Genomic DNA, 24,346 nt, shown 5'->3' with positions numbered 1-24,346 from the left:
ATACCGTAACTTGTCCACACGGTATCCAGCTTACAACGTATATTTTTTGACATTTTTACTGGATACCGTGGACAAGTTACGGTATGACGTGTTGGATAACAATTTAAAATTATGAAAATTCTTAAGAGTTTAGTTTTATTAGTTTTGTTTATGGCGATGCCAGCTAAAGCCGATGATGCTTTTTCATGGATGTCAACCAGTTTTGGCGGGTTAAAAAGCTTATTCGGTTGTTTAGAAGTGCCTGAATTTACAAGTTTTCAAGAGGGTAATATAGGAATTAGTTTATCTACAGCCGGAACTTGGCAATCAACAGGTAATACTGTTGAGAAAGGTAAATTGTTAAAAATAAATTGGTCTACTTCAGGTATTACTCCTGAACCTAGAAAATATCTAGTATTATATAGAATTGATCCAAGGTTTAGTACGCCGCAAGTTTTCATTAAAACTTATAATTATTCTAAATTACAATTTGAAGCTTTAGGATTTCCTCGTTTTGTTACGGACAATAACAGTGAAACACCGGGGGCTATACCGCCTGATAAAGACCTTGATGCACTTTCATTTACTAAAATGTCTGATTCTGTTAAATATTTTAACTATTCTAACGGTAATTCGAGAATTGAAGTTAAGGCCGGCGATGTAGTAAATATTAGTTTAGTTGGTAAAGATAATTTTTTTAGCCCTAATACTCCAAAACTTCCTAATACCGTAGATAATATTTTAACACAGGAACTTGATAGTTCGATATTCGCTGCTTCTGCACTTTATACTCAAAGTAATCTTGGAAATTTTGATAATAGAATAATTTACTCTTCTGCAGAGCAGGTGTGTAATATGATAGATGAGGAAAGAAAAAGTGTATGTAGCGGCACGGGTACTGCTACAAAGTATAAAAATACCGATAATGGAATAATAGTCGGTAAGCCTATGATAACGGGAGCGGTACAGAATTTCATGGGCTTAATTAATTCTTGTCCTGCTAATGCCGGTATAAATGCTAGCCCTGCTTGCTATTATGATCAAGGTAGAGGGATGATAATTAAAGTAGGCGGGCAGGTTATTAAGGGACGAGATCAGAGTTTTGTAAATTCAGGCAGCACTCAAAGTAGCTTTATATATTATCAAGCCACTATCGGTGGTACTATGGATTTTACTAGCGATTGGCAAGTTAGTAACATGTTTAGTAATTCAGTTTTAATGAGTGATTGGAGTAATGGCAGATTTCCTGATTATAATAGTTTTGTAAACTATATAAATACTAGCGATTGGTCAGCTAATTTTTTATATTTCGGTCGTTATTCGATGATTGTTGAAATAGGTAACGGGACAAATTCAATTAATCCGGGTGATCAACAAAATATAAAGTTAGAATATTTAATAACATCTGATGGTGCGTTACCTGATTCATCTGTTCGTGGTACGCCGGTAGATTATAACTTTGCGACTGATGCACCGCAAGATGGATATTTATGGTTAAGGGTAGTAAATCCTAATAGTAATATACAAGGGGTAGTTAGTGTAAATTATGCTAATTATACTGGTACAACTTGGTTTTCTGATATAATATATAACGGTGCTATTAAACCTATTACCGATCAGTTTAGAACTTTTAGTCAAAATTTTTATATTAAGTTAGTTAAAAATTCTGCAGTGCAGAATATAGCTAAAGCTGCATTAACCCTTTATGTTACTATATTTGGGCTAATGTTCGTTGCAGGAGCATTAAAATTAACTGCCGTAGAAGTAATAACACGTATATGCAAAATAGCTATAGTAGCTTTTTTAATTAGAGAAGAAAGTTGGAGCTTCTTTAATACATACTTCTTTAGTGCATTTACTGACGGTATTGATTTCTTTGTAACTAACGTAGTAGGTGCTACAAGCTCTAGATCTAATATTTTTGGTTTTATTGATCCTATATTTGATAAATATACTAACGGTAGGATTTGGGGATTACTATTTATTGAATTATTACAAATACACAATGGTTTAGCATTTATCGCTATTATAACCATTTATTCACTTATTACTTATTTTAGAGCTATTTTAGAAGTTATAATAGGCTATGTTATTGCATTCATAGGGGTAACTGTTATGATTTCATTAGCACCGTTTTTCATAATATTAATGTTATTTGAAAAAACTAAAAGTTTATTTGATAATTGGATATCGACATTGCTTAGCTATGTAGTGCAGCCGACAATATTATTGATTTTCTTTTTATTGATAGATCAGGTTTTATCTGAGCAGCTTTTAAAAGTGGTAGTTAGAGCCTGTTGGGATACTCTTATACCGATAAAAATAGGGCTTGATTTAACAAATCTTGGTATTCCGATTAATTTCTCTTTTACATTACCGTTCTTACCCGGAATACCTTTCTATGTACCGGATGTTCCGGAAATTAGTAGCTCTAATATTCTAACGAACAACGCTAATACTTTCTTAGTATTATTTACTACGGCTTTATTATTTTATTCATATTGCTTGATGTCATATGGTTTAGTAACTTTTGTAAATGTAGTAGTCGGAATGCTTACAAATGTTACACCGGCACGAATATCAGGAAATTATCAAGAACGTTCTGATCCTGTGGGAGCCGTTATGCAGGATATAGGTTCGGTAACAAAACCGATTAAAAAGGCTGCAATGGTTCCGGCTAGAGTTTTCAAAGACAAGATAATTGATCAAAATTATAAAGCTAGAAAACCGGAAGGGGGTGGTGAATTTACAAATAAATTCCTTGCTGAGCGTAATGATGTGAAGAAAGAGGAAGGAGAGAGGAAAGAATAATTGTAAATATTTTCACCGTCATTGCGAGGAAATTGCATAGCAATTGACGAAGCAATCTCAGGAATTTAATACTGCTTCATGAGATTGCCACGCTCCCTACGGTCGCTCGCAATGACGTTGAAATTGAGACATATGGAAATAACACATAAAAATAAATGAACAAAAATATTTTTATTACATTATTAATATCGCTATTGCTGCTTTCCGGTTGTACCGGCGATACTTGTATTGACCCTGATGATTTCGGTTTTATCAAATTCAATGTCTCTTCTAGATATGATCCGGAAGAAATTACTTCAAGACAGGAAGGTGATCAGGTAGCACCATGGCGTGATAGTGCTTATAAAGTAAACGGCTATCCTTTAACAGTTATGGTAAGACCGTGGAGTTATATACTTGGCGATAAAAATACTTCAGGTCAGTTATCTGCATGGTGTCCATGGTATGGTCAAAAAAATAACACAACTACTTTGGCTGCTTTTTGCGTTAAGCTACAACCGTGTACTTTTTGGGATAATGCTAGACTTGATATGTGTACTCCTAATCCCGCAAATCAAAATGATGCAATGATTAGTAATGCTCCATGTATAATGACAGACGGTGTCGGGCTTTATTTTCTTATTGCCGCTAAAAATACCGATCCCAATATTTCACCGGACTCACAGCGTAAACCGCAAGGTATAACTCAGCATTTAGGAGCGCTTACTTCGAGTGTAGGCTATAGTATTAGTAGTACAGGACAATTCTTGAAAGCCGGCGGTATAAATTATCAATATAAAGGTGAAGATAAGTCAAAATATGCTCAATCTCCTCTTTATTTTAAGATTATAGATAAATTTTATGATGATAATAGCGGGCAATATAGATTAGTAATAAAGTCTGGAGTTACTGATACTAGACCCGATCCGCTACAATTTTTAACGGATTTAATAAAAGGAGTATTATTTGGTAAGGATGGGATTATAAAGAAAACTTATCAACAAATAATTGATACGTCGGGTTATAGGATGAGTGTCTCGGCTATTTTAACTCTATATATAATGTTTACGGGCTTTTCCTTTTTAATAGGTAATATAAACCTTACTCATATCGAACTTATAGTTAGAATATTAAAAGTTAGTATAGTCTCAATATTATTAAGTACGGATAAAGCTTGGACATTTTTTCATGATTATTTATTCGTATTTTTTATTGATGGGGTTCAGCAAATACTGCAAATAATTAATGAAGCTTCGGCTACCGGCCCCGGTTCTCAAAGCTTGCTTGGGTTACTTATTTCTCCTCAAACTTTATCTAAATTATTTTCTTTACTATTTGTTGATTGGCTTGGTTTTATATATATCATTCTATATTTAATAGCTCTGTATTTTATTTTCTTTCTTATATTTAAAGCTACTATTATATATCTAACCGCTCTTATAACTATCGGTATGATTATAATTATGGGACCGATATTTATTTGTTTCATGTTGTTTAATATAACTCGTTCATTATTTGAGAATTGGTTAAGACAATTAATATCATACGCATTACAGCCTATAATTTTATTTGCCGGTATCGCTTTTATTTCAATGATCATCAGAACCGAAATATATTCAACGCTTGGTTTTGCGGTATGTAAACATGATTTTCCTAATTTAGGTCCGATAAATGAAATATTCGGTAGTTTTCTTGAGAATATAGATCCAAGCCTTGGTAATTCAATATTTTATTGGTGGTTCCCCGTACCAATGAAAGGCGGTATAAATAATTTCCACAAAGCAAAGATATTAGTTCCCGAAGATCATATAATAGTAGATGATTCTTGTAAGAATGACCCTGATAAATGTAAGCATTGTGCTGCGTACGAATGTATAGATGAACGCTATATTGAATTACCGTTTTTAGATTTAGTTAAAGATGTAAAAAGGATTAGTAATTTTATAAACGGGAAATTTGTCCAACTTGATGGGATATTACTAATTTTTGTGTCTATTTATTTGCTAAGTAAATTTAACGATACTGCTATATCGACGGCACAATTTATTGCCGGTACTTCAGGTAATTTAACAGACATACAAAAAGTTAATCAGCAATCTTATGAATCTGCAGCGAAGCAAATGAATAGACCGCTAAGTTATGTGGCTAAGACGGTAAGTGCACCTGTAACTACCCGTGTAAGTGCGAAGTTAGAAGAAACTAGTATGTTCTTTGCTAAAGGATTTGAAGGTATAATGATGGGAAGGCTTGAAAAGCAAGCTCTCGGTTCTTCAGCAAATAAAGCCGTACAAAATGAGGTTAAGAGAAAATACGGTATAGATTCTAAAGATGTAAAAATGAATGCTATTACTGATTATGAAAATGGTATTTCAGGATTATTAAAGAATTTACCTAAGGGGAATGAATTAAAAGCAAAAGAACTATCGCAAATGAAATTTACTCAGCTTCGAGATAAAATTGCTGCAAATAAATATGGAGTGAAAGATTACGCTGCTTTAAGTAAAGAACAAAAAGCTGAGCTTGATAAGTCATTAAAAGATGCTAACTTACGTGAACTCGCTAGTGATGCGAACTTTACTAGAGATTATCAAGATGCTTATAAGCATGCTCACCAAGAAATGTCAGGGCGAGGTGTTGGTTTGTTCGGTAAGAATATAGGAGTGCTTAGAAGCTGGCAAGAGATGGAGCATCGTGTTGATACAAAACGTAAATTAAAAGAAGAAAAGCGTGTAGGTATAGGCGAAAAAATATATGCAGGTTATACAGGAATAAAAAGAGGAGCTTTAACTGCAATAGTCGGTAAAGATTTACGCGATGCTTATGAGGGTAATCTAACCAGTGCCGAATGGCATGATTTTGAATATAACGATCCAAGGCTTAGAACTTATAGCGAAAAATTAAAAGATGATGAAAAAGCACGGGAACGTGAAGAGCTTCAAATGCATATTAATAAGGAGACGCTAGCTGCTCAAGCAGATATATTATCACCGGAATATCTAGCAAGACTAGAAAAAGCAGGTAGACAGAGTGATGTAGAATATTATCAAGAATTAGCTCAAAGAAAGCTTATTCATGAGGTGCGTGGTAGGTTATTTGAGGAAGGTGATCCGGTAATGATGGGCGATAGATTTATGCGTGAGAAAGCTACTGATTCTCAGATGCGGGATATGATAGATAACGCTCATAGAAAACATGCACAATTTATAGATGAAGATCGATATACCCGTCGTCAAGAGCATTATGATATTATGCACGAGAAAGCTCAGGAAAATTTAGAGCAAACTTATAAAGAGCTTAAAGATCATTTCAAAAGAGATGATATCAAGATCGAAGAAATGCCGGCATTAATAGCACAAAAAGTTAAAGATACCGCCGAGGGAGCTGAAATAGATCAAAAGATTACGGAAGAGCTTAATAACTTTAATGCTGATGTTAAAAATTATGAGTATAGTACTGAAGTATTAAATAAAATAGAGGATAGAAAGCAAGCCATTACCGATGAAGTCAATGCTCAGATCGATCAGATTAATAAATATAGAGAAAATGCAAAAATGCAAACCTATGTAAAGCCTATAGTAAACGAGGGTAGAAAGCTAAGAAAATTAGAAGATCATTTAAGAAATATGAAGTAGAAGAGTTGGTACTGCCTAAAAAGAATTGATTGGGGTTATCCTAGTGCTTCGATGTCATCCCCGCGGAAGCGGGAATCCAGTTACTAAAAAGTATAAACACACTAAATTTTTAAAATTAAAAGCTCGATTTATCTCGCTTTTTTCTGGATTCTGTGGACAAGCCACGGAATGACATCGAATATATACTGTTGCGGTAATACTACTTATTAATTTCCTATTAAAACGTTTCTTCAATTTTCTCTATATTAGTTAAGCTATATATTAACTAATTATTATTAAAGGGTTTATGAAGAAACAACATATAATAAATGAGACTTTTTTAGATGCAATTCTAGCTAAGAAATTAGGCACTAATTATACTTCTCCAAAAGAAATCAACGATCCTGACTTTGATGAAGCAGCAAAGCATTTCATCGATCTATTACTTAGAGCCGACGACTTTAAGCCTGTTAAAACTGCAGTAGTTCATCCGATCGATAAAGAATCATTACTCGGTGCAGTTAGAGCGGCACAATTTAATGTAATAAACCGGTCTTGATTGGTCCGCAACATAAAATTGAATCAGTAGCAAAAGTTAATAATGTCGATCTTGAGGATTATCAAGTAATTAACGTTGAGCATAGCCACGAAGCAGCAAAAAAAGCCGTAGAGCTTGCGAAGAAAAGAGAAGTTGCGGCTATTATGTTTGCTTGCCAGTAACTCACCTGATGCTAAATTTGCTATAGATTTATTCGTGTATCGCATTGTACTTGAAATAGGTAAGTTAACTGCTGCCCTTGAGGGGCTTGATTGTCTAATTTTTACTGCCGGTGTCGGACAGAATTCCGCTGTAATACGTGAAATGATTACTGAAAAACTTTTATGGCTAGGCATTAAAATAGATGATACAAAAAACGAGTATATAATAAGCGCTGAAAGCAGTAAGATTAAAGTTTTCGCTGTGCCGACAAACGAAGAGCTAATCATTGCTGAGGAAGTGATGAAGTTTTTATAACACAAATTGGTTAATTTTTAATTACTTCTACCTCTATTTTTCTTTATTAACTTTTTTTGAAATCAACCACTTTCATCTGAAAGATGAAAGTTTGTTTTATAGCGACTAGAAGTCGCATATGAAGCTAAAGCTTATGCGACCCGTATGTGCAAAATCATGTCTGGCTCATGTGTACCAATATGCCTATTAATCATATAATCGTTACATTACCACTATTAGACCTACAGTAACTTCCTTGCACACACAATGTCTACCACACTGTATAATAGCGACTATAGTAAACAGTACGTAATTTCCTGACGTATTGAACTCATGGTGCTTGTGATGCTAACGCATCATGGCGCACATGGCAAGCTAAAGCTTTTCCATCTGGAAGATGGAGGTTTTAACCACCAAAGGGACTATAAAATATATGCAACTATAGATATATTTTTAACTTAAATTTTGAGGGAAGTTATGCCGGAAGATTTTGATAAAAAGAAAGCAGAAAAACAAATAAAGGATATTAAAAACAATAAGATAAATCCATATAATGATGCAATGAAGAAAGATTCTAGAGTGAATTTATGCAGAAGCAAGTTATAGCTAAAAACGCAGCAGCAGGTTATAAGGCAGCATTAAAAATAGAGCAGCAAGCAAAAGAAGCAGGTATTAGTTTAGATAAAGATGCTATGAGACGCTTAGAGAAAATAAAAAGTCGTTATATAGAAGCTACTAAGAAAGCAGAATTTCAGAAATTTCAAAGTGATCAAGCTCATAAAACGAATCAACAAAAAGCTGAAGCATTTAGGAGTGGTGCAACAGCTGCTGCTAAAAAACAAAGAAAAGAAGATTATAGGACAGGTGGGTGGGGTAAAAATTAAATTATAATTTTATTGCATTAATTGGTACTGGCTACTATTTTAAGCGCATGTCTATACTTCACGCTACAATCTTAACAGTTTTTCCTGAAATGTTTCCTGGGACTCTAGGGCATTCTTTAGCAGGGCAAGCACTGCATAAAAATATTTGGTCATATAATGTTATTAATATTCGGGATTTCGGTTTAACTAAGCATAAAAAAATTGATGATGAGGCTTACGGCGGTGGTGACGGGCTTATAATGCGTTCTGATGTTCTAGGCAGTAGCATAGATTATGCTTTATCTTTAAATCCTAATGCTGAAATTTACTATCCTTCACCTCGCGGTAGAGTCTTTACCCAAAGCTTTGCTAAAGAGATGTTAAAAAATAAAAACCTCATATTCTTATGTGGACGTTACGAAGGAATTGACGAACGTGTAATTGAAGAGTATAATGTTAAAGAAATTAGTGTAGGCGACTACATTTTATCCGGCGGAGAAATACCTACCCTTACCATTCTCGATTGCTTAATTAGACTACTGCCAGGTGTTTTAATGAATCAAAATACCTTATCTTCCGAGTCTTTTGAAGAAGACGGGGAATTTAAGGGCGGGCTTGAATGCGGTCTATATACAAGACCTGAAATTTGGCGTGATCGAGCTGTACCGAGTGTTTTGTTATCCGGTAACCACAGGCTAATTAATGAATGGAAAAAAGAGCAATCACATATGATTACTAAATTACGCCGTCCGGAGTTACTTAAAGATTTATAGAGTTAAGGAGTTAAAAAAATGAATATTATTGACCGCTTTGAACAGGAAAATATTTCAAAGCTTACTGCAAATAAAAAAATTCCTGATTTTGAAGCCGGCGATACAGTTAAAGTAACTGTTAAAATTATTGATAGATCGATTGAGAAAGACGGTAAGGAAAAACTAACAGAAAGATTCCAAGCTTATGAAGGTGTAGTTATTGCTAAAAGAAATCGTGGTATTACTTCATCTTTCTTAGTACGTAAAATTAGCCACGGTGAAGGTGTCGAAAGACGTTTTATGACTTACTCGCCGATAGTACACTCTATTGATGTAGTAAAATACGGGGTAGTTCGTCGTGCTAAACTTTATTATTTAAGAAATAGAAGCGGTAAGTCGGCTAGAATTAAAGAGAGACATATCCCTATTGCTAAAACTAAGGCAGCAAAAGCTTAAATATATTCGTAGCTCTTATGTTATTCCTGCTTTCGTAGGAATAACATGGCATATACTCCGAATGAAGAGTAGGTATACGAAGATCAACTTCAAAAAGAGCAAGGAATCCACAAGGCGAGGATCGCAGTGTATGCTTAATACGTGAGAACTGCAGCTCTTGTAGGATGCGTAGCCAATTTTTGAAGTTCATAGAGTATACACTCAAATCCCTAAAGTATCTCTATAAAGTTCAAGCATAGCATCCTGCTCGGCAAGTTTATCTTTATCCAATTTCTTTAGTTTCAATATAGATTTCATAGCTTTAACATCAAATCCATGTGAAGAAGCATCTTGGAAAATATCTTTTACTTCTTGAGATAAATCAGCTTTTTCCTGTTCTAATCTTTCTATTTTGCTTATATATTGTTCTAATTGTTCTTTTACTACTACTTCTGACATAAAAAATCATTTAACCTTTTTGAATTTACTATATAATACAAATATAACTTTTATTCAATAAAATATATAATAATGCAAATTTATCCTTTAAGACTTTTACCTAATAAAATCGATTTTGATTTTATGAATTTTAAAAAAGTCAGCTACACTTTCTCAATTATTTTATCACTCATTAGCTTTATTTGGATCGGTATATATAAATTTAATTTCGGGATTGATTTTGCCGGCGGTATAGTTATTGAAGTAAGGCTTGATCAAGCTCCTGATTTGCCAAAAATGCGTGGGGTTCTAGGCGAGCTTGGAATAGGTGAGGTGGTCTTACAGAATTTCGGTAGTGAGCGTGATTTATCGATTAGATTCGGTAGTAGTAGCGAAGAAAATCTCATGAAAAATATTGAGTTAATTAAAGCATCTTTGCAAAGTAATTTTCCGTATAAGTTTGAATATCGTAAGGTAGATTTTGTTGGTCCGCAGGTGGGTAGACAGCTAATAGAAGCAGGGGCTATGGCGATGCTGTTCTCTTTCTTAGCGATTATGGTTTATATTTGGGTGCGTTTTGAGTGGTATTTCGGTCTTGGTATACTTATCGCCTTAGTGCATGACGTAATACTTGCTCTTGGGTTTATGAGTATGATAAAGCTTGATTTTAACTTAAGTACTATTGCTGCAGTGTTAACTATTATAGGTTATTCCGTTAATGATTCGGTAGTAATATATGATAGGATTAGAGAAAATTTACGTAAATATCATAAAAAAAATATCACGGAAATTATAAATTTAAGTATTAATGAGACTTTATCAAGAACTATTTTAACGGTAATTACCACGCTACTTGCCAATTTAGCTCTTATTCTTTTTGGCGGTGAGGCAATCCGTAGTTTTAGCGTACTTGTATTTTTTGGGATAATAGCCGGTATTTATTCCTCGATTTTTATCTCTGCTCCGATACTTACAATGTTTGTTAATAGGAAGTTTAATAAAAAAGTAATAGAAAGGTAATGAATCATCATTGCGAGCAGCCGTAGGCTGCATGGCAATCTCAGGATTTTGGCACGAGATTGCTTCGTCAAAATTTTCAATTTTTCCTCGCAATGACGTTTTTAAGCCATAACGAGAATAGTTTATGCTAAAAGAAGAAGACAAAATTTTTACTAACCTACATGGGCAGCAAAGCCATGATTTGAAATCTAGCAAGAAGCGAGGCGATTGGGAGAATACTAAAGCTTTGCTTGATAAAGGTAGAGATTTCATCATTGAAGAGGTTAAGAAATCAGGACTTAGAGGGCGAGGCGGTGCCGGATTTTCTACCGGTATGAAATGGTCGTTTATGCCCAAAAATTCAGAGAAGCCTTGCTATTTAGTAGTAAATGCTGACGAGTCTGAGCCTGGTACGTGTAAGGACCGTGATATATTAAGGTTTGAGCCGCATAAATTAATAGAAGGTTGTTTGCTTGCAAGCTTTGCTATAGGAGCGAACGATTGTTATATCTATATTAGAGGTGAGTTTTATAATGAAGCCTCTAATATTCAGCGTGCCTTAGATGAAGCTTATAAAGAAGGGTTAATAGGAAAGAATGCTTGCGGTTCGGGCTTCGATTGTAATATTTATTTACATCGTGGGGCAGGGGCTTATATTTGTGGTGAAGAAACTGCATTACTTGAAAGTTTAGAAGGCAAAAAAGGCATGCCACGGCTTAAGCCGCCTTTTCCTGCCGGCTTTGGATTATATGGCTGCCCGACTACTATAAATAATGTTGAGTCTATTGCAGTAGTGCCAACCATTTTAAGACGAGGAGCTAGCTGGTTTGCCGGTATAGGTAAACCTAACAATACGGGAACTAAGATTTTCTGCATATCAGGGCATGTTAACAAGCCTTGTAATGTTGAAGAAGCAATGGGAATCTCGTTAAAAGAATTGATTGAGAAATATGCCGGCGGTGTTCGAGGCGGTTGGGATAACCTTAAAGCCATAATCCCGGGTGGTTCTTCCGTGCCTTTACTTCCTAAGTCATTATGTGAAGTAGATATGGATTTTGATAGTTTAAGAACCGCAGGTTCCGGACTTGGTACAGGCGGTATTATAGTTATGGATAAATCTACCGATATTATTTATGCAATAGCAAGGCTTAGTAAATTTTACATGCATGAATCATGCGGGCAATGTACTCCTTGCCGTGAGGGTACGGGCTGGATGTGGCGAGTTATGATGCGGCTAGTTAAAGGTAATGCCAAAAAATCTGAGATAGACGAACTCCTTAACGTTACGAAAGAAATAGAGGGGCATACTATCTGTGCTTTAGGTGATGCGGCAGCTTGGCCGATTCAAGGGCTGATACGCCATTTTAGAAGCGAGATTGAGGAGAGGATAAAGAGTTAGCGTGGCTTGACTTTATCGTCATTGCGAGCGGGTCTTGTTGCGTGGATAGGATACCCAAACCGTCATGAGCTACGCAGCCGTAGGCGTTGTTGCAGAGTTGCCGATGTCATTCCCGCGTAGGCTTTGTTGCGTGGATCAATTTCACCTCTGTCATCCCGCGACTTGATCGCGGGATCCAGTTAAAAATACTAAAATTATTAGTATTTTTTATTGTTTTTCTGGATACCGTGGTCAAGCCACGGCATGACACTGAATGCGTTTTTCGATCCACGCAGGAATGACATCGGCAACTCTGCAGTAATAGTCTTCCACGAGAACGACATAGGTAAGAGCCATGTAACAAATATTATTTATAAATAATTAAGAGATTATGCAAACAGATAATACAAAATCAAACACTAATAAAACAGCTAAGCAAGAGTGGGGGTCTTTTGCTTTTGTAATATGCATCGCTTTACTTATTAGAATACTTATTATGGAGCCGTTTACCGTTCCGACCGGTTCTATGAAGGCAACCATACTTGAGAATGACTATATATTTTCTACGAAATATAGTTATGGTTATAGTAATTATTCTTTATCTTTTTTTGATTTTATTCCTCTTTTTAAAGGGCGAATATTTGCTCGTGAACCGGAGCGTGGCGATATTGTAGTTTTTCGTCCGCCTAACGATATGAGTGTTAGATATATAAAGCGTTTAATAGGGCTACCCGGCGATAAAATTCAATTGATTGATGATGTAATATATATTAACGATAAAAAAATAGAACGCACGGAAGTTGGAACTTATATAAGCGAAGAGGGAATAAAATATTTGAAGTTTAAAGAAACACTGCCAAACGGTAGAACATATTTTTCTTATAAGCTTGCTCCTATTTTTGGCGTTATATATAATGATAGATACGGTAATACGGATGTTTTTTATGTACCTGAAGGGAAATATTTCTTTTTAGGGGATAATAGAGATCAGTCAAATGATAGTAGAGTAAATCTTGGATTTGTACCGTTTGAAAATTTTATTGCTAAAGCACAATTTATTTGGTTCTCAACAAAAATAACTTGGTGGGATAATGATATAGGAGTTATTAATCTAGTACTAAAGTTAAAGCCATGGATTGAATCTGTTAGGTTAAATCAAATTTTCAGAAATCTTTATAACACGGATGAGTAATGGAATCATTTGAGAAGTTAGAAAAGCTACTTAGCTATAGTTTCAAAAATAAAGAGCTTTTAATAGAGGCGTTGAGTCACCCGTCTTTAAGGCAGCATCACGAGTACAAGGATAATAAAGATTATGAACGATTAGAGTTTCTAGGTGATGCCGTATTAAATTTAGTAATCACGGAAATTTTATTTAAGAATTTTGCAAATTATAATGAGGGAAATTTAGCTAAAATTAGATCATATTTAGTTTGCAAAGAAACAATATGTATGGTTGGGGCTAAGCTTGCTTTAAAAGATTATATAATTATGACTCATGGGGAAAAAGTAGTAGGCGGGCGTGATAATCCTAATAATATAGAAAATGCTACGGAAGCTTTGATTGCAGCTATATATCTTGATAGTAATATTGAAACAACCCATAATATTATCGGGAAATTATGGGAAGAATTTATAAAAGTTCAGAATTTAACGGATTATGACCCAAAAACTGCTTTACAAGAATGGGCTCAAGCTAGTGATCATCACCTACCTATATACCGTCTGATAAAAAGAGAAGGAGCCGCCCATTCATCGACTTTTACGGTTCTTGTAAAAGTAAAAGATTATGAACAAACAGGCACTGGTCACTCGATAAAAGAAGCAGAGAAAAACGCAGCACGAAGCTTATTGTATAGACTTAAAATGACTAATAGACATCTTCCCAAACCAACTTATAGAGAGGAATTTAAAGGAGACACGGAATGCAGCACCGCAGCGTACACACTAGTACGTGAGGATGCGAGTACTGGATCGACGTCTAAATTACCTCTAGAAGCGAAGTTTGGGAAGATGTCTAATCAGAAAACGGTATCGGTTTGTATAATCGGACGACCAAATAGCGGGAAGTCGACTTTGTTAAACAGAATAATCGGTGAGAAGCTTTCAATCGTTACCCCAAAAGTTCAAACGACTAGGTCAATTATTACCGGTATTATTACCTTAAAAGATACGCAGGTAATTTTATACGATACGCCCGGTATATTTGAGCCGAAAGGAACGCTTGAGAAGGCGATGGTCAGATGTGCGTGGTCTAGTTTGCATAGTGCGGATTTAGTTTTGTTAATTATTGATAGTTTAAAACCGTTTGATGATGTAACGCATAATATTTTAGATAAGCTTTGCTCACTTAATATTGTTCCGATATTTTTATTGAACAAAATAGACATCGAATCAAAATATCTAAATGACATTAAAGCTTTTTTAACGGGAAATCATCCTGATAGCTTGCTTTTTCCTATATCTGCTTTATCGGGCAAAAATATTGATGGATTACTTGAATATATAACAAGTAAGGCAAAAATTTCTCCTTGGCTTTATGCAGAAGACGACATAACGGATTTACCTATGCGTTTTATTGCAGCAGAAATTACAAGAGAGCAGTTATTTTTAAATTTGCAGCAAGAACTCCCTTATAAATTAACCGTACAAACCGAAAAGTGGGAAGAGCTTAAAGACAAATCCGTAAAGATTAATCAAGTTATAGTAGTCTCAAGAGAGAGTTACAAAACTATAATACTCGGTAAAAACGGTTCTAAAATTAAAGAGATAGGAGCAAAATCCCGAATGCAAATGGAGAGGTTTTTTGGATCTCCTGTTCATTTATTTTTGTTCGTTAAGGTGCGTGAGCTGTGGGAAAATAATCAAGAATTTTATCAATATATGAAGATATAAAGCTGTCACCCTGTGGCTTGACCACGGGGTCCAGTATTTTTAAAATTATTTTATGGCCCCCGTGGTCAAGCCACGGAGTGACACGGTATATGTAATCGTGATAGTACTTGGGATTGATCCGGCACTTGGTAGTCTTGGATGGGCAGTAGTTGCAAAAGAGACCGCAAAGTTGAAATATTTAGCTAGCGGTATTATTAAAACAAATAGTAAGGATGAAATTCATCATAGACTTGCTTTTATTAATAGTACATTAGAAAAAGTAATATTAGAATATCAACCAAATATGGCAGCGATTGAAGAAACATTTGTTAATACTAATAGCGTGACTTCTTTAAAACTTGGATATGCTAGAGGGGCGATAATGTCGCTGATCGGTAGATATAATTTGGGCTTACGAGAATTTAAGCCGAATACGGTAAAAAAAACCGTAACAGGATATGGGCATGCAGAGAAAGACCAAATTTTGCATATGATAAAGCTTTTGCTGCCTGGCACTTCCTTAATTACCAATTCCGATGAAGCTGACGCCGTAGCGATTGCCTATACCTGTTTAGTTACAAAAAATTATTAAAATGAATCCAATAATAATATTAGTTGCCCCGCAAATGGGTGAGAATATCGGTGCTACTGCAAGAGCAATAAAGAATTTTGGTTTAAATGAGCTTAGAATCGTAGCTCCAAGAGACGGCTGGCCTAATGAGCAAGCACGTAGTAATGCAGTCGGAGCGGTTAATATTATAGATAATGCAAAAGTTTATGATAGCCTTGAGGATAGCATTAAAGACCTCGAATATTTATATGCTACTACTTGCATTAAAAGGGCTATGAATAAAGATTATGTATTTTCACAAAATTTGCCTTTAGATTATCCAAATTCTGCAAAAGTCGGGATAATGTTCGGGCGGGAAAATAATGGGCTTAGCAATGAAGAGATTTCACTTGCCAATAAGATTATCACTATTAACACAACTGAATTTAGCTCACTAAATATTGCTCAAGCGGTGATTATAATATGCTATGAGTTATTTCGTAATTCTACGCCCAGAGAGGATGTACATAACATTCAAAAATTAGCTACTAAAGAAGAAATAGAGCATTTTTTAGTAAATTTATTCGGCAAACTCGATAAAGCCGGATTCTTCAAGGCTCCCGACAAAAAACCTGCTATGCAACAAAATATCACTAATATATTTACACGTATAAATAGTCTCTCTTCCCCTGAAGTCCAAACGCTGCAAGGTATCATAAAATCGTTAAACCTCTAAAGATTTAATAATTTCAGCTACTCTTTCTGCTTCATTTAAGGGTTTGTAGCTATATTCTTCTAGAGCAATAACCGACTTATCAAAAATTCTTGCTATCTTCTGTTCTACTAACTGCTTTATAAAAATCTTATGCTTTGAAGAATTAAAGTTTGGTGGGCAGAATATATAAAGAGGTTTACCGCTTGAAGCTGCTTCACTGCACATTGAGATTGAGTCGGCCGTAGAGATTATATATTTTGCTTTGGCGAGCATAGCTATATAAGGATTATAGCCTGCGTCTTCGTTCGGGTCATAAATAATTGTGGAAGACGGCATATTATTTTTAATAATTGATTTTACAGTTTGTGGTGTACGTCTACTAAAACTAATGAGAAAAGGTATTTGTTGATTAGTATATATTTTATTTAATAATGAAGAAAATAAAACTGCTTCATCTTCATTGAAATTAAATTTTTTATTATTCCCACCGATTATCACTGTAATAAACTGTTTAAGATTAGGATAATGTTTTTGCAGTTCTAGATTCGCAGCAGCAAACTTATCGGTTATGTTGTTGATGGCTCCATTGATGGGGATGATTGTCATTTCGCGACTTGATCGCGGAATCCAGTCTTCTTTAATTTTTTTTTGGATACCGTGGTCAAGCCACGGTATGACATTTTGGCTATTACTTAAATCATGATAAGGCAGAATGACGGCATCAAATGCATCATAAGGTAAAGAGGGCTGCATTATTTGTATTAACTTGATATCTTTAAATTTCTTTTTTAAATAAAATGCTAGTACTGTCGTTCTTCTTCCAGCGGTAATTATCATATCAGGTAAAGGCTTTGCCATAATATCTTGCAATAGCTCACTTTTTATATGAATAGGATAATATTTTAGTAAAAAGTTTGGTAGCTTAGTTAAGCAATTATATTCAAGCTTAATTGTGGTATATTCTTCTGTTAATTTTTCAGCAAGTGCAATAGCCTGATGGGTGTTGCCTGTTCTATCATCTGCCAATACGTGTATTTTCATCGTAAATACTTCTCTAAAGGTAATGTTAATAAGTTTGTTAGAGGCAGTGATTTATCGCAAGCATCGGCTATTTGCGGTGTGATCGGGATTTGAGCGATTAGTGGTATATTATATTTTTGCGATAAATACCCGCCGCTATTATTTTTAAGCATATAGCTCATATTCTCAATTATTCCCAAAATAGGTAAATTTAGTTTTTGATATAAATCTATAGAACGTATTACGTCTATTTCTGATATTTTTTGCGGCGTAGTTACGATTATTACGCCGTCTAAATGATAATTTTCTAGCATACTTAAATGAATATCACCTATCCCCGGCGGCATATCGATAATTAGATAATCTAAATTATCCCATTTTGTTACCGATAATAATTGATAGATAGTTTTGCTCGCCATAGGACCACGCCAAATAATTGCCGAGTGGTCTTTAACGAAGAAGCCTATAGACATAATTTCGATGCTTTGAGCAAGTACCGGTATTATTCGTCCATCTTTCGTTTTCGGTACTTCGTTAATGCCGAATATATGCGGAATTGACGGACCGTAAATATCCGCATCTACTATTCCGACTCGGTAATTTTCTAGACTTAACTGCTGAGCAATAAGAGCTGATATTGTAGATTTTCCGACTCCGCCTTTGCCTGACGCTACTAAGATAATTTTTTTTACGTTTTCTATAAAATGTTTTGGTTTTTGAACTTTTTTCTCCATCGGTTTACTTTCGGTGAAAACAATTGTTATTTTATTTACTTCCGAAATCTCGTTAAGTTTATTAATTGCCTTAAGTCTAATTTCCTCGGCTTCTAACTTGTTTTTACCTGATATATCTATGGAGAAACCGATATTATTCCCCTTAATTATAATATCCGATATAACTTCATTTAAAAAAGTACCGTCTTTAAAGGTAATATTCTGAATTTTATCTATAATTTGTCGTTGGTGTAAATTCGCCATAATTAAATTTCCTTTTTAAAGCTGTTTAAGTTTGTAACTTGACGTTATATACTATAATATATATAATCACTTAAATATCCTCATACTTTTTGTAAAATTCTACTTCTAGAGGTAATTTGTACGTCAATCCGGTACTCACATCCTCACGTACTTTTTTGTACGCTGCGGTGCTGCGTTTCGTGTTTCCTTCAAATTCCTCTCTATAAGCGAATTTTACAAGAAGTATTTTAAAATAATATAAAACAACAAAGCAAATGCTTAATAAAAAATATATCTCGATTTTAAAAAAATCCCCATGGAAAGATTTTGATTCTAATAAAGAAGATAACATATTCACAAGACCGCGTAAAAATCAATTTAATTTTGATAAATTTCAATTCCAGTTTAATTTCAATGCTAAAACAATAATTTTAGCTGTTGTTGCGATGGTTGCTTTATGGTTTGCTTCGGGTATTTATGAAATAAAAGAAGGTGAAGAAGCAGCAGTAATAAGGTTTGGGCGTTTTGTGCGTAAGGGTTACCCCGGGCTTAATTATCATTTACCGGCTCCTTTTGAAAAGATAATAGTTGAGAAAGTGAAGCAATCACGCCGGATTGAGATTGGTTATCGTACAAATAGCTCTCTGCGTAGCGGTGGCGATAATACTAAAAATATTGCCGGTGAAAGTATAATGCTTACCGGTGATGAAAATATCGTTGCTTTAAATTGTGACGTAATGTGGCATATTAATAATCTTGAAGATTTTATTTTTAATGTACAAAGACCTGAAGAAACAGTAAAAGCAACAGTAGAAAGTGCCGTTAGGGAAGTAATAGGCAATACTCCTATTTCTTGGGTATTATCCGATCGAAAGCAAGAAATTACTTATAAAATAGAAAAATTAGCCCAGAAGATACTGAATAGTTACAATGCTGGTGTGATGATTGAGAAAGTACAATTATTAAAAGCCGAGCCGCCTGCCGAAGTAATAGACGCTTATAGAGACGTGCAAACTTCAAAAGCAGATAAAGAGAAAGAAATAAATCAAGCTCAAGCCTATAATAATAAGATTTTACCGGAAGCTAGAGGAGCAGCTGCAAAGATTATACAAGAAGCAGAAGGTTATAGAGAAGAAGTTATATCAAAAGCAGAAGGTTATAGCCAAAGATTTAATGCTATTTATAAACAATATGCTACAGATAGGCAAGTAACTAGAGATAGATTATATTTAGAAGTAGTCGAAGAGATATTAGGCGGTTCAAATAAAACGATTATTAATAATGCACTACTGCCGCACATGGCCATAAAACCGTAGGGTACTATGTCATTCCCGCGAAAGCGGGAATCCACTTTTGTCATACCGTGGCTTGACCACGGTATCCAGAAAAAATTAAAAAAGGCTGGATCCCGCGATCAAGTCGCGGGATGACATTATAACAGCATAGAATACAAAAAAACAACAAGGAATATTAAATGCAACAAAAGATTTATTATATAATTTTTACAATTGTTTTTGGGCTGATACTGATTTCTAGCTCCTTATTTTCAGTTGACCAACGCCAATCTGCTGTAGTATTCCAGTTTGGTGAGGCAGTTAGAACTATAGAAAATCCAGGGCTAAATATTAAAATCCCGTTTATTCAAAATGTTGAATTTTTTGATAAGCGTCTTTTAGATGTTGAGGTTGAGGCAAAAGAATTAACGGCTGCTGACGGTAAGCGAGTTATTGTTGATTCTTACGCCAAATTTCAAATTAATAATCCCGTAATGTTTTATAAAACGGTACATGATTATCAAGGCGTGAAAATTAGGTTAACTCGTAATCTTGAATCGTCAATGCGTAAGGTGATAGGTAAAATCTCGCTAAGTAGCCTTTTAAGTCAGGAACGTAGTAACGTAATGTTAAATATCTTAAATCAAGTGGACGGAGAAGCTAAAAGCTTTGGTATTGACGTTGTAGATGTTAGAATTTTAAGAGCAGACTTACCGAAAGAAAATAGTGCGGCTATTTATCGTCGTATGCAAACGGCACGTGAAAAGGAAGCAACCCAAATTAGAGCGGAAGGGCAAGAAGAAAGCGTGCGTATTCGTTCAAAAGCAGATAAAGAAAGTAAAATAATACTTGCTAAAGCTTATCGAGATGCACAAATTATTAAAGGTGACGGCGATGAGAAAGCGGCAAAAATATATAATTCTGCTTATTCAGTCGACCCGGAATTTTATAAATTTTATAGATCACTTTTAGTATATAAAAATTCTTTAAAGAAAGAGGATACTAATTTTGTAATTTCACCGGATGCTGAAGTTTTAAAATATCTAAATCTAACTAAGTAGTATACTCGTTTAATTTGAAAGGCTACGTTGTTTTATATTTTTTGATCCTTACGTAGGATTAACTACGCTGCGGTCAAAAAGTATAAAACGCCTTGCTCTTTTCCAAATTAAACGAGTATACTACTTTTTATTTACTTGGAGTATATGGTTAATCTGAAAATAGTTCTTGTTATAATAGTTTTAATATCAAGTAACGTTGTTCTAGCAAAAGAAAATAATAAGTATTTAAAAGTAGCAGATCAAGAAGAGAATGAGTTTACGGAAATAAATTCTGCTCCTTTAAAAGTAAGTGAAGCCGCCCGTTATAGCTTTGCCGATATAGTTGAACCGTTAATTCCTGCAGTCGTTAATATTTCAACAATAGAATATGTTAATAGTAAATCGGAAAATGCCGAGAAAGATCCTCTGCAAGAAAAAAAACCTTTAGATTTCATTAATGATTTTTTAGAAAAGCTTAATATACCGCTGAATTTAGAAGAGGTTGATCAAACTCCTAAAAGCGTTCCGCTTGGTTCAGGATTTATTATTGAACCTAACGGCTTAATAGTGACAAACTATCATGTAATTGCAAATGTTGAGAAAATTAATATAAAACTTGCAGATAATACCGAATTATCGGCTAAATTAATAGGTAGCGATACTAAAACCGATTTAGCTCTCTTAAAAATAGATAGCGAGGAACCTCTACCTTTTGTTGAGTTTGGAGATTCAAATGATGCAAGAGTAGGAGATTGGGTTATTGCAATCGGTAATCCGTTCGGTAATCTAGGAGGTACGGTGACAAGCGGTATTATATCCTCTAAAGGGCGGGATATCGATATAGATACGGACAATATAGTCGATAATTTTATTCAAACGGATGCTGCAATTAATAACGGTAATTCCGGTGGTCCTATGTTTAATTTGGATCAGAAAGTAATTGGCGTAAATACGGCAATTTTTTCACCGCTCGGTACTAATATAGGTATCGGTTTTGCAATACCGTCAAATACTGCAAAGCCTATAATCGAACGTCTTAAGAAAGATGGAAAAGTAAGTAGAGGACGCCTTGGAGTAACAATACAAGATTTAACCGAGGAAATTTCTGAAGGGCTAGGACTTAAAGATACTAGGGGGGTGTTAGTAGCTAAAGTACAAGAAGACGGTCCAGGTGATAAAGCAGGAATTAAAACAGGTGATATAATAATAGACTTTGCAGATATACCGGTTAAAAATACTAAAAAATTACGTGTAATTATTGCAGATGCTCCTATTGATCAGGAAGTAAAAGTAAAAATACTTCGCGATAAAAAAGAGCTTGAATTACCTATTAAAATTACTTCGGATAATGAAGAGGTTACCAAAAGAAGAGACCAATAAGGAAGAAATAACAAACAAAGAAGAAAATAATATTACTTTTAGTAATTTGACTGAAGAACTAAGACAAAAATATACTATTCCTCAAGATAAAATGGGAATAGTTATAACCAATATTAATCAGGAAAGCATAGACGATATAAGTAAGCTAGAAGAATTATATGAAAATGCTAAAATCAGATAAGCAAAATATTTTGCTCTTGATTGAAAGGGGCGATACAAGTGTGTTCGTGCCGTTATCGGTGCTGTGAAAATGTCATACCGTGGTCAAGCCACGGTATGACACCTAAATAATTATGAATGAAAAAATAGCAATTTTAAGTGCATATAGTTTTGTTAATATAGAAAGAGCCGGCGAATTTAATACCAAAGCTTTTGCTTATCGGTAAAAAATATGTTAGAGGTACTATTTTATTAGCTAATGAAGGTTTTAACGGTTCTTTTTCAGGTTCATATGAAAATGTAAATCTTGTACTTGAAGAACTAATAAAGCTAACCGGCCCCAAAGATGTTAACGTTAAAATAAATTATAGTGATGTTCATCCTTTTCAGAAGCTGAAAGTAAGGCTTAAGAAAGAGATTGTAGCGATGAATGTTGAAGATTTGAATGTTGATTTGTTTAAAGGCGAATATATAGAGCCGAAAGATTGGGATGAATTTATCACAAAACAAGATGTTATAGTAATAGATACTCGTAATGATTATGAAGTAGAGGTCGGTACATTTAAATCAGCAATTAATCCTAATACCAAAACATTTAAACAATTTCCTGCTTGGGTTCAGCAGAATCAAGAATTGCTCAAAGGTAAGAAAATTGCTATGGTTTGTACAGGTGGTATTAGGTGTGAAAATCCACCAGCTTACTTAAAAGCATAGGTTATGATGAAGTATATCATCTAAAAGGCGGTATATTGCAGTATTTAGAAGATACACAAAACAAGAATAATTTATGGCAAGGTGAATGTTTCGTCTTTGATGATAGGAGAGCAGTAGCAGATGATTTATCACCCGCAGACATTGGTTGCAGACGAAGTTTAATTTTTTATTATATTAAATAGCTATGACTAAAACCAAACAAGAAATTTATAATAAGCGTCCAACTTCGCCGCATTTAACTATATATAAGCCGCAAATAAGTTCTACTTTGTCGATTTTGCATCGTATGACCGGTGTAGCTCTATTTTTTGCAGTATCGATTTTGGCATGGTGGTTGATCCTTAGTAAATATGACAATAATTATTTACAACTTGCTAATTGCTGCATTATAAAAATATGCTTAGTAGCTGCTAGTTACGCTTGGTTTTATCATTTATGTAACGGCATTAGGCATTTATTTTGGGATATTGGTTACGGTTTTTCTATAAAAGCAGTTAATATCACCGGTTGGTGTGTAGTTGTATGTTCTATATTATTAACTATGTTGCTATGGGTATAAAAATATAAATAGTCTTCGGTGTCATACCGCGACTTGATCGCGGTATCCAAAAAATAACTTAATAAAATGAAAGAATATTATGTTTATATACTTTCTAATAAATGTAACGGTACTCTATATAGGCGTTACTTCAGATATTATAAAACGTATTTGGCAACATAAGCAGAAGATAAGAAAAGGTTTTACTACAAAATACGATATAGATAAACTAGTTTATTTTGAACAATTTAATGATGTTAATCTTGCAATTGGACGTGAAAAACGTCTAAAGGAATACAAGAGGAAATGGAAGCTAGATTTAATTAACTCTAGTAATCCAAGTTGGCATGATTTATATGAAGATTTTTTAAAATAAATTATGCTTTAGTAGTAATAAGTTTTTTTGGATACCGCGATCAAGTCGCGGTATGACAACTTAACGAAAAAAATATGTTTAGAGAAAATTAATGGTATATGATTTTAAAGCAGAAATTGTAAAAGCAAAAAATAGCGGTTCTGCTAAAAGTGGTTCTCATCATTGGTTATTGCAAAGAGCAACGGGGATTATATTAGCTTTATGTTCTATATGGTTAATATATTTTACGTTAACCAACAAAAATAATGACATAAATATTATTATGTGGGAGCTTAAAAAGCCTTTTAACGTAATAGCATTGTTAATTACGGTGGCTATTTCGTTATATCATGCAATGCTTGGTATGCGTGTAGTGATTGAGGATTATGTAAGTTGTCACAAATTACGTAATACATTGATTATAATAGTGCAATTATTTTGCATTGTGACTATTGCAGCTTTTGTAGTAGCGATGTTTTATAGGGGATAAAATTGTCATACCGCGGCTTGACCGCGGTATCCAGAAAACAAT

The 24,346-nt window shown here is 34.4% G+C and carries 19 protein-coding genes and 8 pseudogenes; 22 read left to right on the top strand and 5 right to left on the bottom strand.

The window, feature by feature from the left end:
* Positions 1 to 111: 111 nt before the first annotated feature.
* The 8 genes and pseudogenes from REIP_RS07710 (at position 112) to rplS (ending at position 9,445) form a co-directional block, all read left to right on the top strand.
* On the top strand, positions 112 to 2,790 hold the full coding sequence (locus REIP_RS07710) for a type IV secretion system protein (RefSeq protein WP_045804219.1): 2,679 nt from the start codon (positions 112 to 114) through the stop codon (positions 2,788 to 2,790).
* A 155-nt stretch (positions 2,791 to 2,945) separates the two neighbouring features.
* Entirely contained in the window at positions 2,946 to 6,401 is a 3,456-nt protein-coding gene (locus REIP_RS07705) for a type IV secretion system protein (protein ID WP_045804218.1), read from the top strand.
* A 286-nt stretch (positions 6,402 to 6,687) separates the two neighbouring features.
* Positions 6,688 to 7,085: pseudogene (locus REIP_RS07700) on the top strand (phosphate acetyltransferase); the annotation flags it as partial.
* A 1-nt stretch (position 7,086) separates the two neighbouring features.
* Positions 7,087 to 7,395, top strand: a pseudogene (locus tag REIP_RS10195) (acetate kinase); the annotation flags it as partial.
* 456 nt (positions 7,396 to 7,851) lie between these two features.
* Complete coding sequence (locus REIP_RS13270) at positions 7,852 to 7,980, top strand: hypothetical protein (protein ID WP_023507302.1); 129 nt, start codon at positions 7,852 to 7,854, stop codon at positions 7,978 to 7,980.
* On the top strand, positions 7,962 to 8,258 hold the full coding sequence (locus REIP_RS07690; RefSeq protein ID WP_023507303.1) for a hypothetical protein: 297 nt from the start codon (positions 7,962 to 7,964) through the stop codon (positions 8,256 to 8,258). Before REIP_RS13270 ends, REIP_RS07690 begins: the two co-directional genes overlap by 19 nt.
* A 47-nt stretch (positions 8,259 to 8,305) precedes the next feature.
* The gene (trmD, locus tag REIP_RS11310) at positions 8,306 to 9,010 is read left to right on the top strand and encodes a tRNA (guanosine(37)-N1)-methyltransferase TrmD (protein ID WP_045804217.1); all 705 of its coding nucleotides are present in this window, start codon (positions 8,306 to 8,308) and stop codon (positions 9,008 to 9,010) included.
* An 18-nt stretch (positions 9,011 to 9,028) separates the two neighbouring features.
* Positions 9,029 to 9,445, top strand: a complete 417-nt coding sequence (gene rplS / locus REIP_RS11305) for a 50S ribosomal protein L19 (protein WP_008581025.1) — start codon at positions 9,029 to 9,031, stop codon at positions 9,443 to 9,445.
* 201 nt (positions 9,446 to 9,646) lie between these two features.
* Here rplS and REIP_RS07675 read toward each other — a convergent pair whose 3' ends face one another.
* Positions 9,647 to 9,883, bottom strand: a complete 237-nt coding sequence (locus REIP_RS07675; RefSeq protein ID WP_004996682.1) for a DUF2312 domain-containing protein — start codon at positions 9,881 to 9,883, stop codon at positions 9,647 to 9,649.
* Positions 9,884 to 9,955: 72 nt separating this feature from the next.
* On the opposite strand from REIP_RS07675, the gene secF reads away from it, so the two are divergent.
* Positions 9,956 to 10,882, top strand: coding sequence for a protein translocase subunit SecF (secF, locus tag REIP_RS07670; RefSeq protein WP_045804216.1), 927 nt, complete (start codon positions 9,956 to 9,958; stop codon positions 10,880 to 10,882).
* 124 nt (positions 10,883 to 11,006) lie between these two features.
* Positions 11,007 to 12,260, top strand: a complete 1,254-nt coding sequence (gene nuoF / locus REIP_RS07665; RefSeq protein WP_045804215.1) for an NADH-quinone oxidoreductase subunit NuoF — start codon at positions 11,007 to 11,009, stop codon at positions 12,258 to 12,260.
* 118 nt (positions 12,261 to 12,378) lie between these two features.
* Here the strand turns inward: nuoF and REIP_RS11300 are convergent.
* A pseudogene (locus REIP_RS11300) lies at positions 12,379 to 12,544 on the bottom strand (MFS transporter); the annotation flags it as partial.
* A gap of 86 nt (positions 12,545 to 12,630) precedes the next feature.
* On the opposite strand from REIP_RS11300, the gene lepB reads away from it, so the two are divergent.
* The 5 genes and pseudogenes from lepB to REIP_RS07645 all read left to right on the top strand — a co-directional run bounded on the left by lepB (position 12,631) and on the right by REIP_RS07645 (position 16,399).
* Positions 12,631 to 13,431 carry a signal peptidase I gene (gene lepB / locus REIP_RS07660; RefSeq protein ID WP_008581015.1) on the top strand — a complete coding sequence of 267 codons (801 nt, stop codon included), beginning with the start codon at positions 12,631 to 12,633 and terminating at the stop codon, positions 13,429 to 13,431.
* Positions 13,431 to 14,105, top strand: a pseudogene (rnc, locus tag REIP_RS12915) (ribonuclease III); the annotation flags it as partial. The gene lepB and the pseudogene rnc, both read left to right, overlap by 1 nt.
* Positions 14,106 to 15,134, top strand: a complete 1,029-nt coding sequence (gene era / locus REIP_RS12910; protein WP_231569350.1) for a GTPase Era — start codon at positions 14,106 to 14,108, stop codon at positions 15,132 to 15,134.
* Between the two features lie 97 nt (positions 15,135 to 15,231).
* Positions 15,232 to 15,705 carry a crossover junction endodeoxyribonuclease RuvC gene (gene ruvC, locus REIP_RS07650; RefSeq protein WP_032139323.1) on the top strand — a complete coding sequence of 158 codons (474 nt, stop codon included), beginning with the start codon at positions 15,232 to 15,234 and terminating at the stop codon, positions 15,703 to 15,705.
* A 1-nt stretch (position 15,706) separates the two neighbouring features.
* Positions 15,707 to 16,399, top strand: coding sequence for an RNA methyltransferase (locus REIP_RS07645; protein ID WP_045804214.1), 693 nt, complete (start codon positions 15,707 to 15,709; stop codon positions 16,397 to 16,399).
* On the opposite strand, the gene REIP_RS07640 is transcribed toward REIP_RS07645, so the two are convergent.
* The 3 genes and pseudogenes from REIP_RS07640 to REIP_RS12905 form a co-directional block, all read right to left on the bottom strand.
* The gene (locus REIP_RS07640; protein ID WP_045804213.1) at positions 16,388 to 17,419 is read right to left on the bottom strand and encodes a mitochondrial fission ELM1 family protein; all 1,032 of its coding nucleotides are present in this window, start codon (positions 17,417 to 17,419) and stop codon (positions 16,388 to 16,390) included. The genes REIP_RS07645 and REIP_RS07640 overlap by 12 nt on opposite strands.
* The gene (locus tag REIP_RS07635) at positions 17,416 to 18,375 is read right to left on the bottom strand and encodes an Mrp/NBP35 family ATP-binding protein (protein WP_023507496.1); all 960 of its coding nucleotides are present in this window, start codon (positions 18,373 to 18,375) and stop codon (positions 17,416 to 17,418) included. The genes REIP_RS07640 and REIP_RS07635 overlap by 4 nt, the downstream gene beginning before the upstream one ends.
* 79 nt (positions 18,376 to 18,454) lie before the next feature.
* Positions 18,455 to 18,595: pseudogene (locus REIP_RS12905) on the bottom strand (palindromic element RPE1 domain-containing protein); the annotation flags it as partial.
* 34 nt (positions 18,596 to 18,629) lie between these two features.
* Here REIP_RS12905 and hflK point away from each other — a divergent pair.
* From hflK to sdhD, 7 genes and pseudogenes are all read left to right on the top strand, one after another.
* Positions 18,630 to 19,670, top strand: coding sequence for an FtsH protease activity modulator HflK (hflK, locus tag REIP_RS07630; protein WP_045804212.1), 1,041 nt, complete (start codon positions 18,630 to 18,632; stop codon positions 19,668 to 19,670).
* Between the two features lie 158 nt (positions 19,671 to 19,828).
* Entirely contained in the window at positions 19,829 to 20,689 is an 861-nt protein-coding gene (hflC, locus tag REIP_RS07625) for a protease modulator HflC (protein ID WP_045804211.1), read from the top strand.
* Positions 20,690 to 20,833: 144 nt separating this feature from the next.
* Positions 20,834 to 22,296: pseudogene (locus REIP_RS07620) on the top strand (Do family serine endopeptidase).
* Between the two features lie 45 nt (positions 22,297 to 22,341).
* Positions 22,342 to 23,103, top strand: a pseudogene (locus REIP_RS07615) (rhodanese domain-containing protein).
* Positions 23,104 to 23,105: 2 nt separating this feature from the next.
* On the top strand, positions 23,106 to 23,480 hold the full coding sequence (sdhC, locus tag REIP_RS07610; RefSeq protein ID WP_008579663.1) for a succinate dehydrogenase, cytochrome b556 subunit: 375 nt from the start codon (positions 23,106 to 23,108) through the stop codon (positions 23,478 to 23,480).
* 66 nt (positions 23,481 to 23,546) lie between these two features.
* Positions 23,547 to 23,835, top strand: a pseudogene (locus tag REIP_RS07605) (GIY-YIG nuclease family protein).
* Positions 23,836 to 23,926: 91 nt separating this feature from the next.
* Entirely contained in the window at positions 23,927 to 24,304 is a 378-nt protein-coding gene (sdhD, locus tag REIP_RS07600) for a succinate dehydrogenase, hydrophobic membrane anchor protein (protein ID WP_045804210.1), read from the top strand.
* Positions 24,305 to 24,346 lie beyond the last annotated feature (42 nt).

Source organism: Rickettsia endosymbiont of Ixodes pacificus (assembly GCF_000965155.1).
In the GTDB taxonomy this organism is placed as follows: Bacteria; Pseudomonadota; Alphaproteobacteria; order Rickettsiales; family Rickettsiaceae; genus Rickettsia; species Rickettsia tamurae.
Note: the sequence above shows the minus strand (reverse complement) of the source record. Positions and strands in the feature narration are given on the sequence as shown.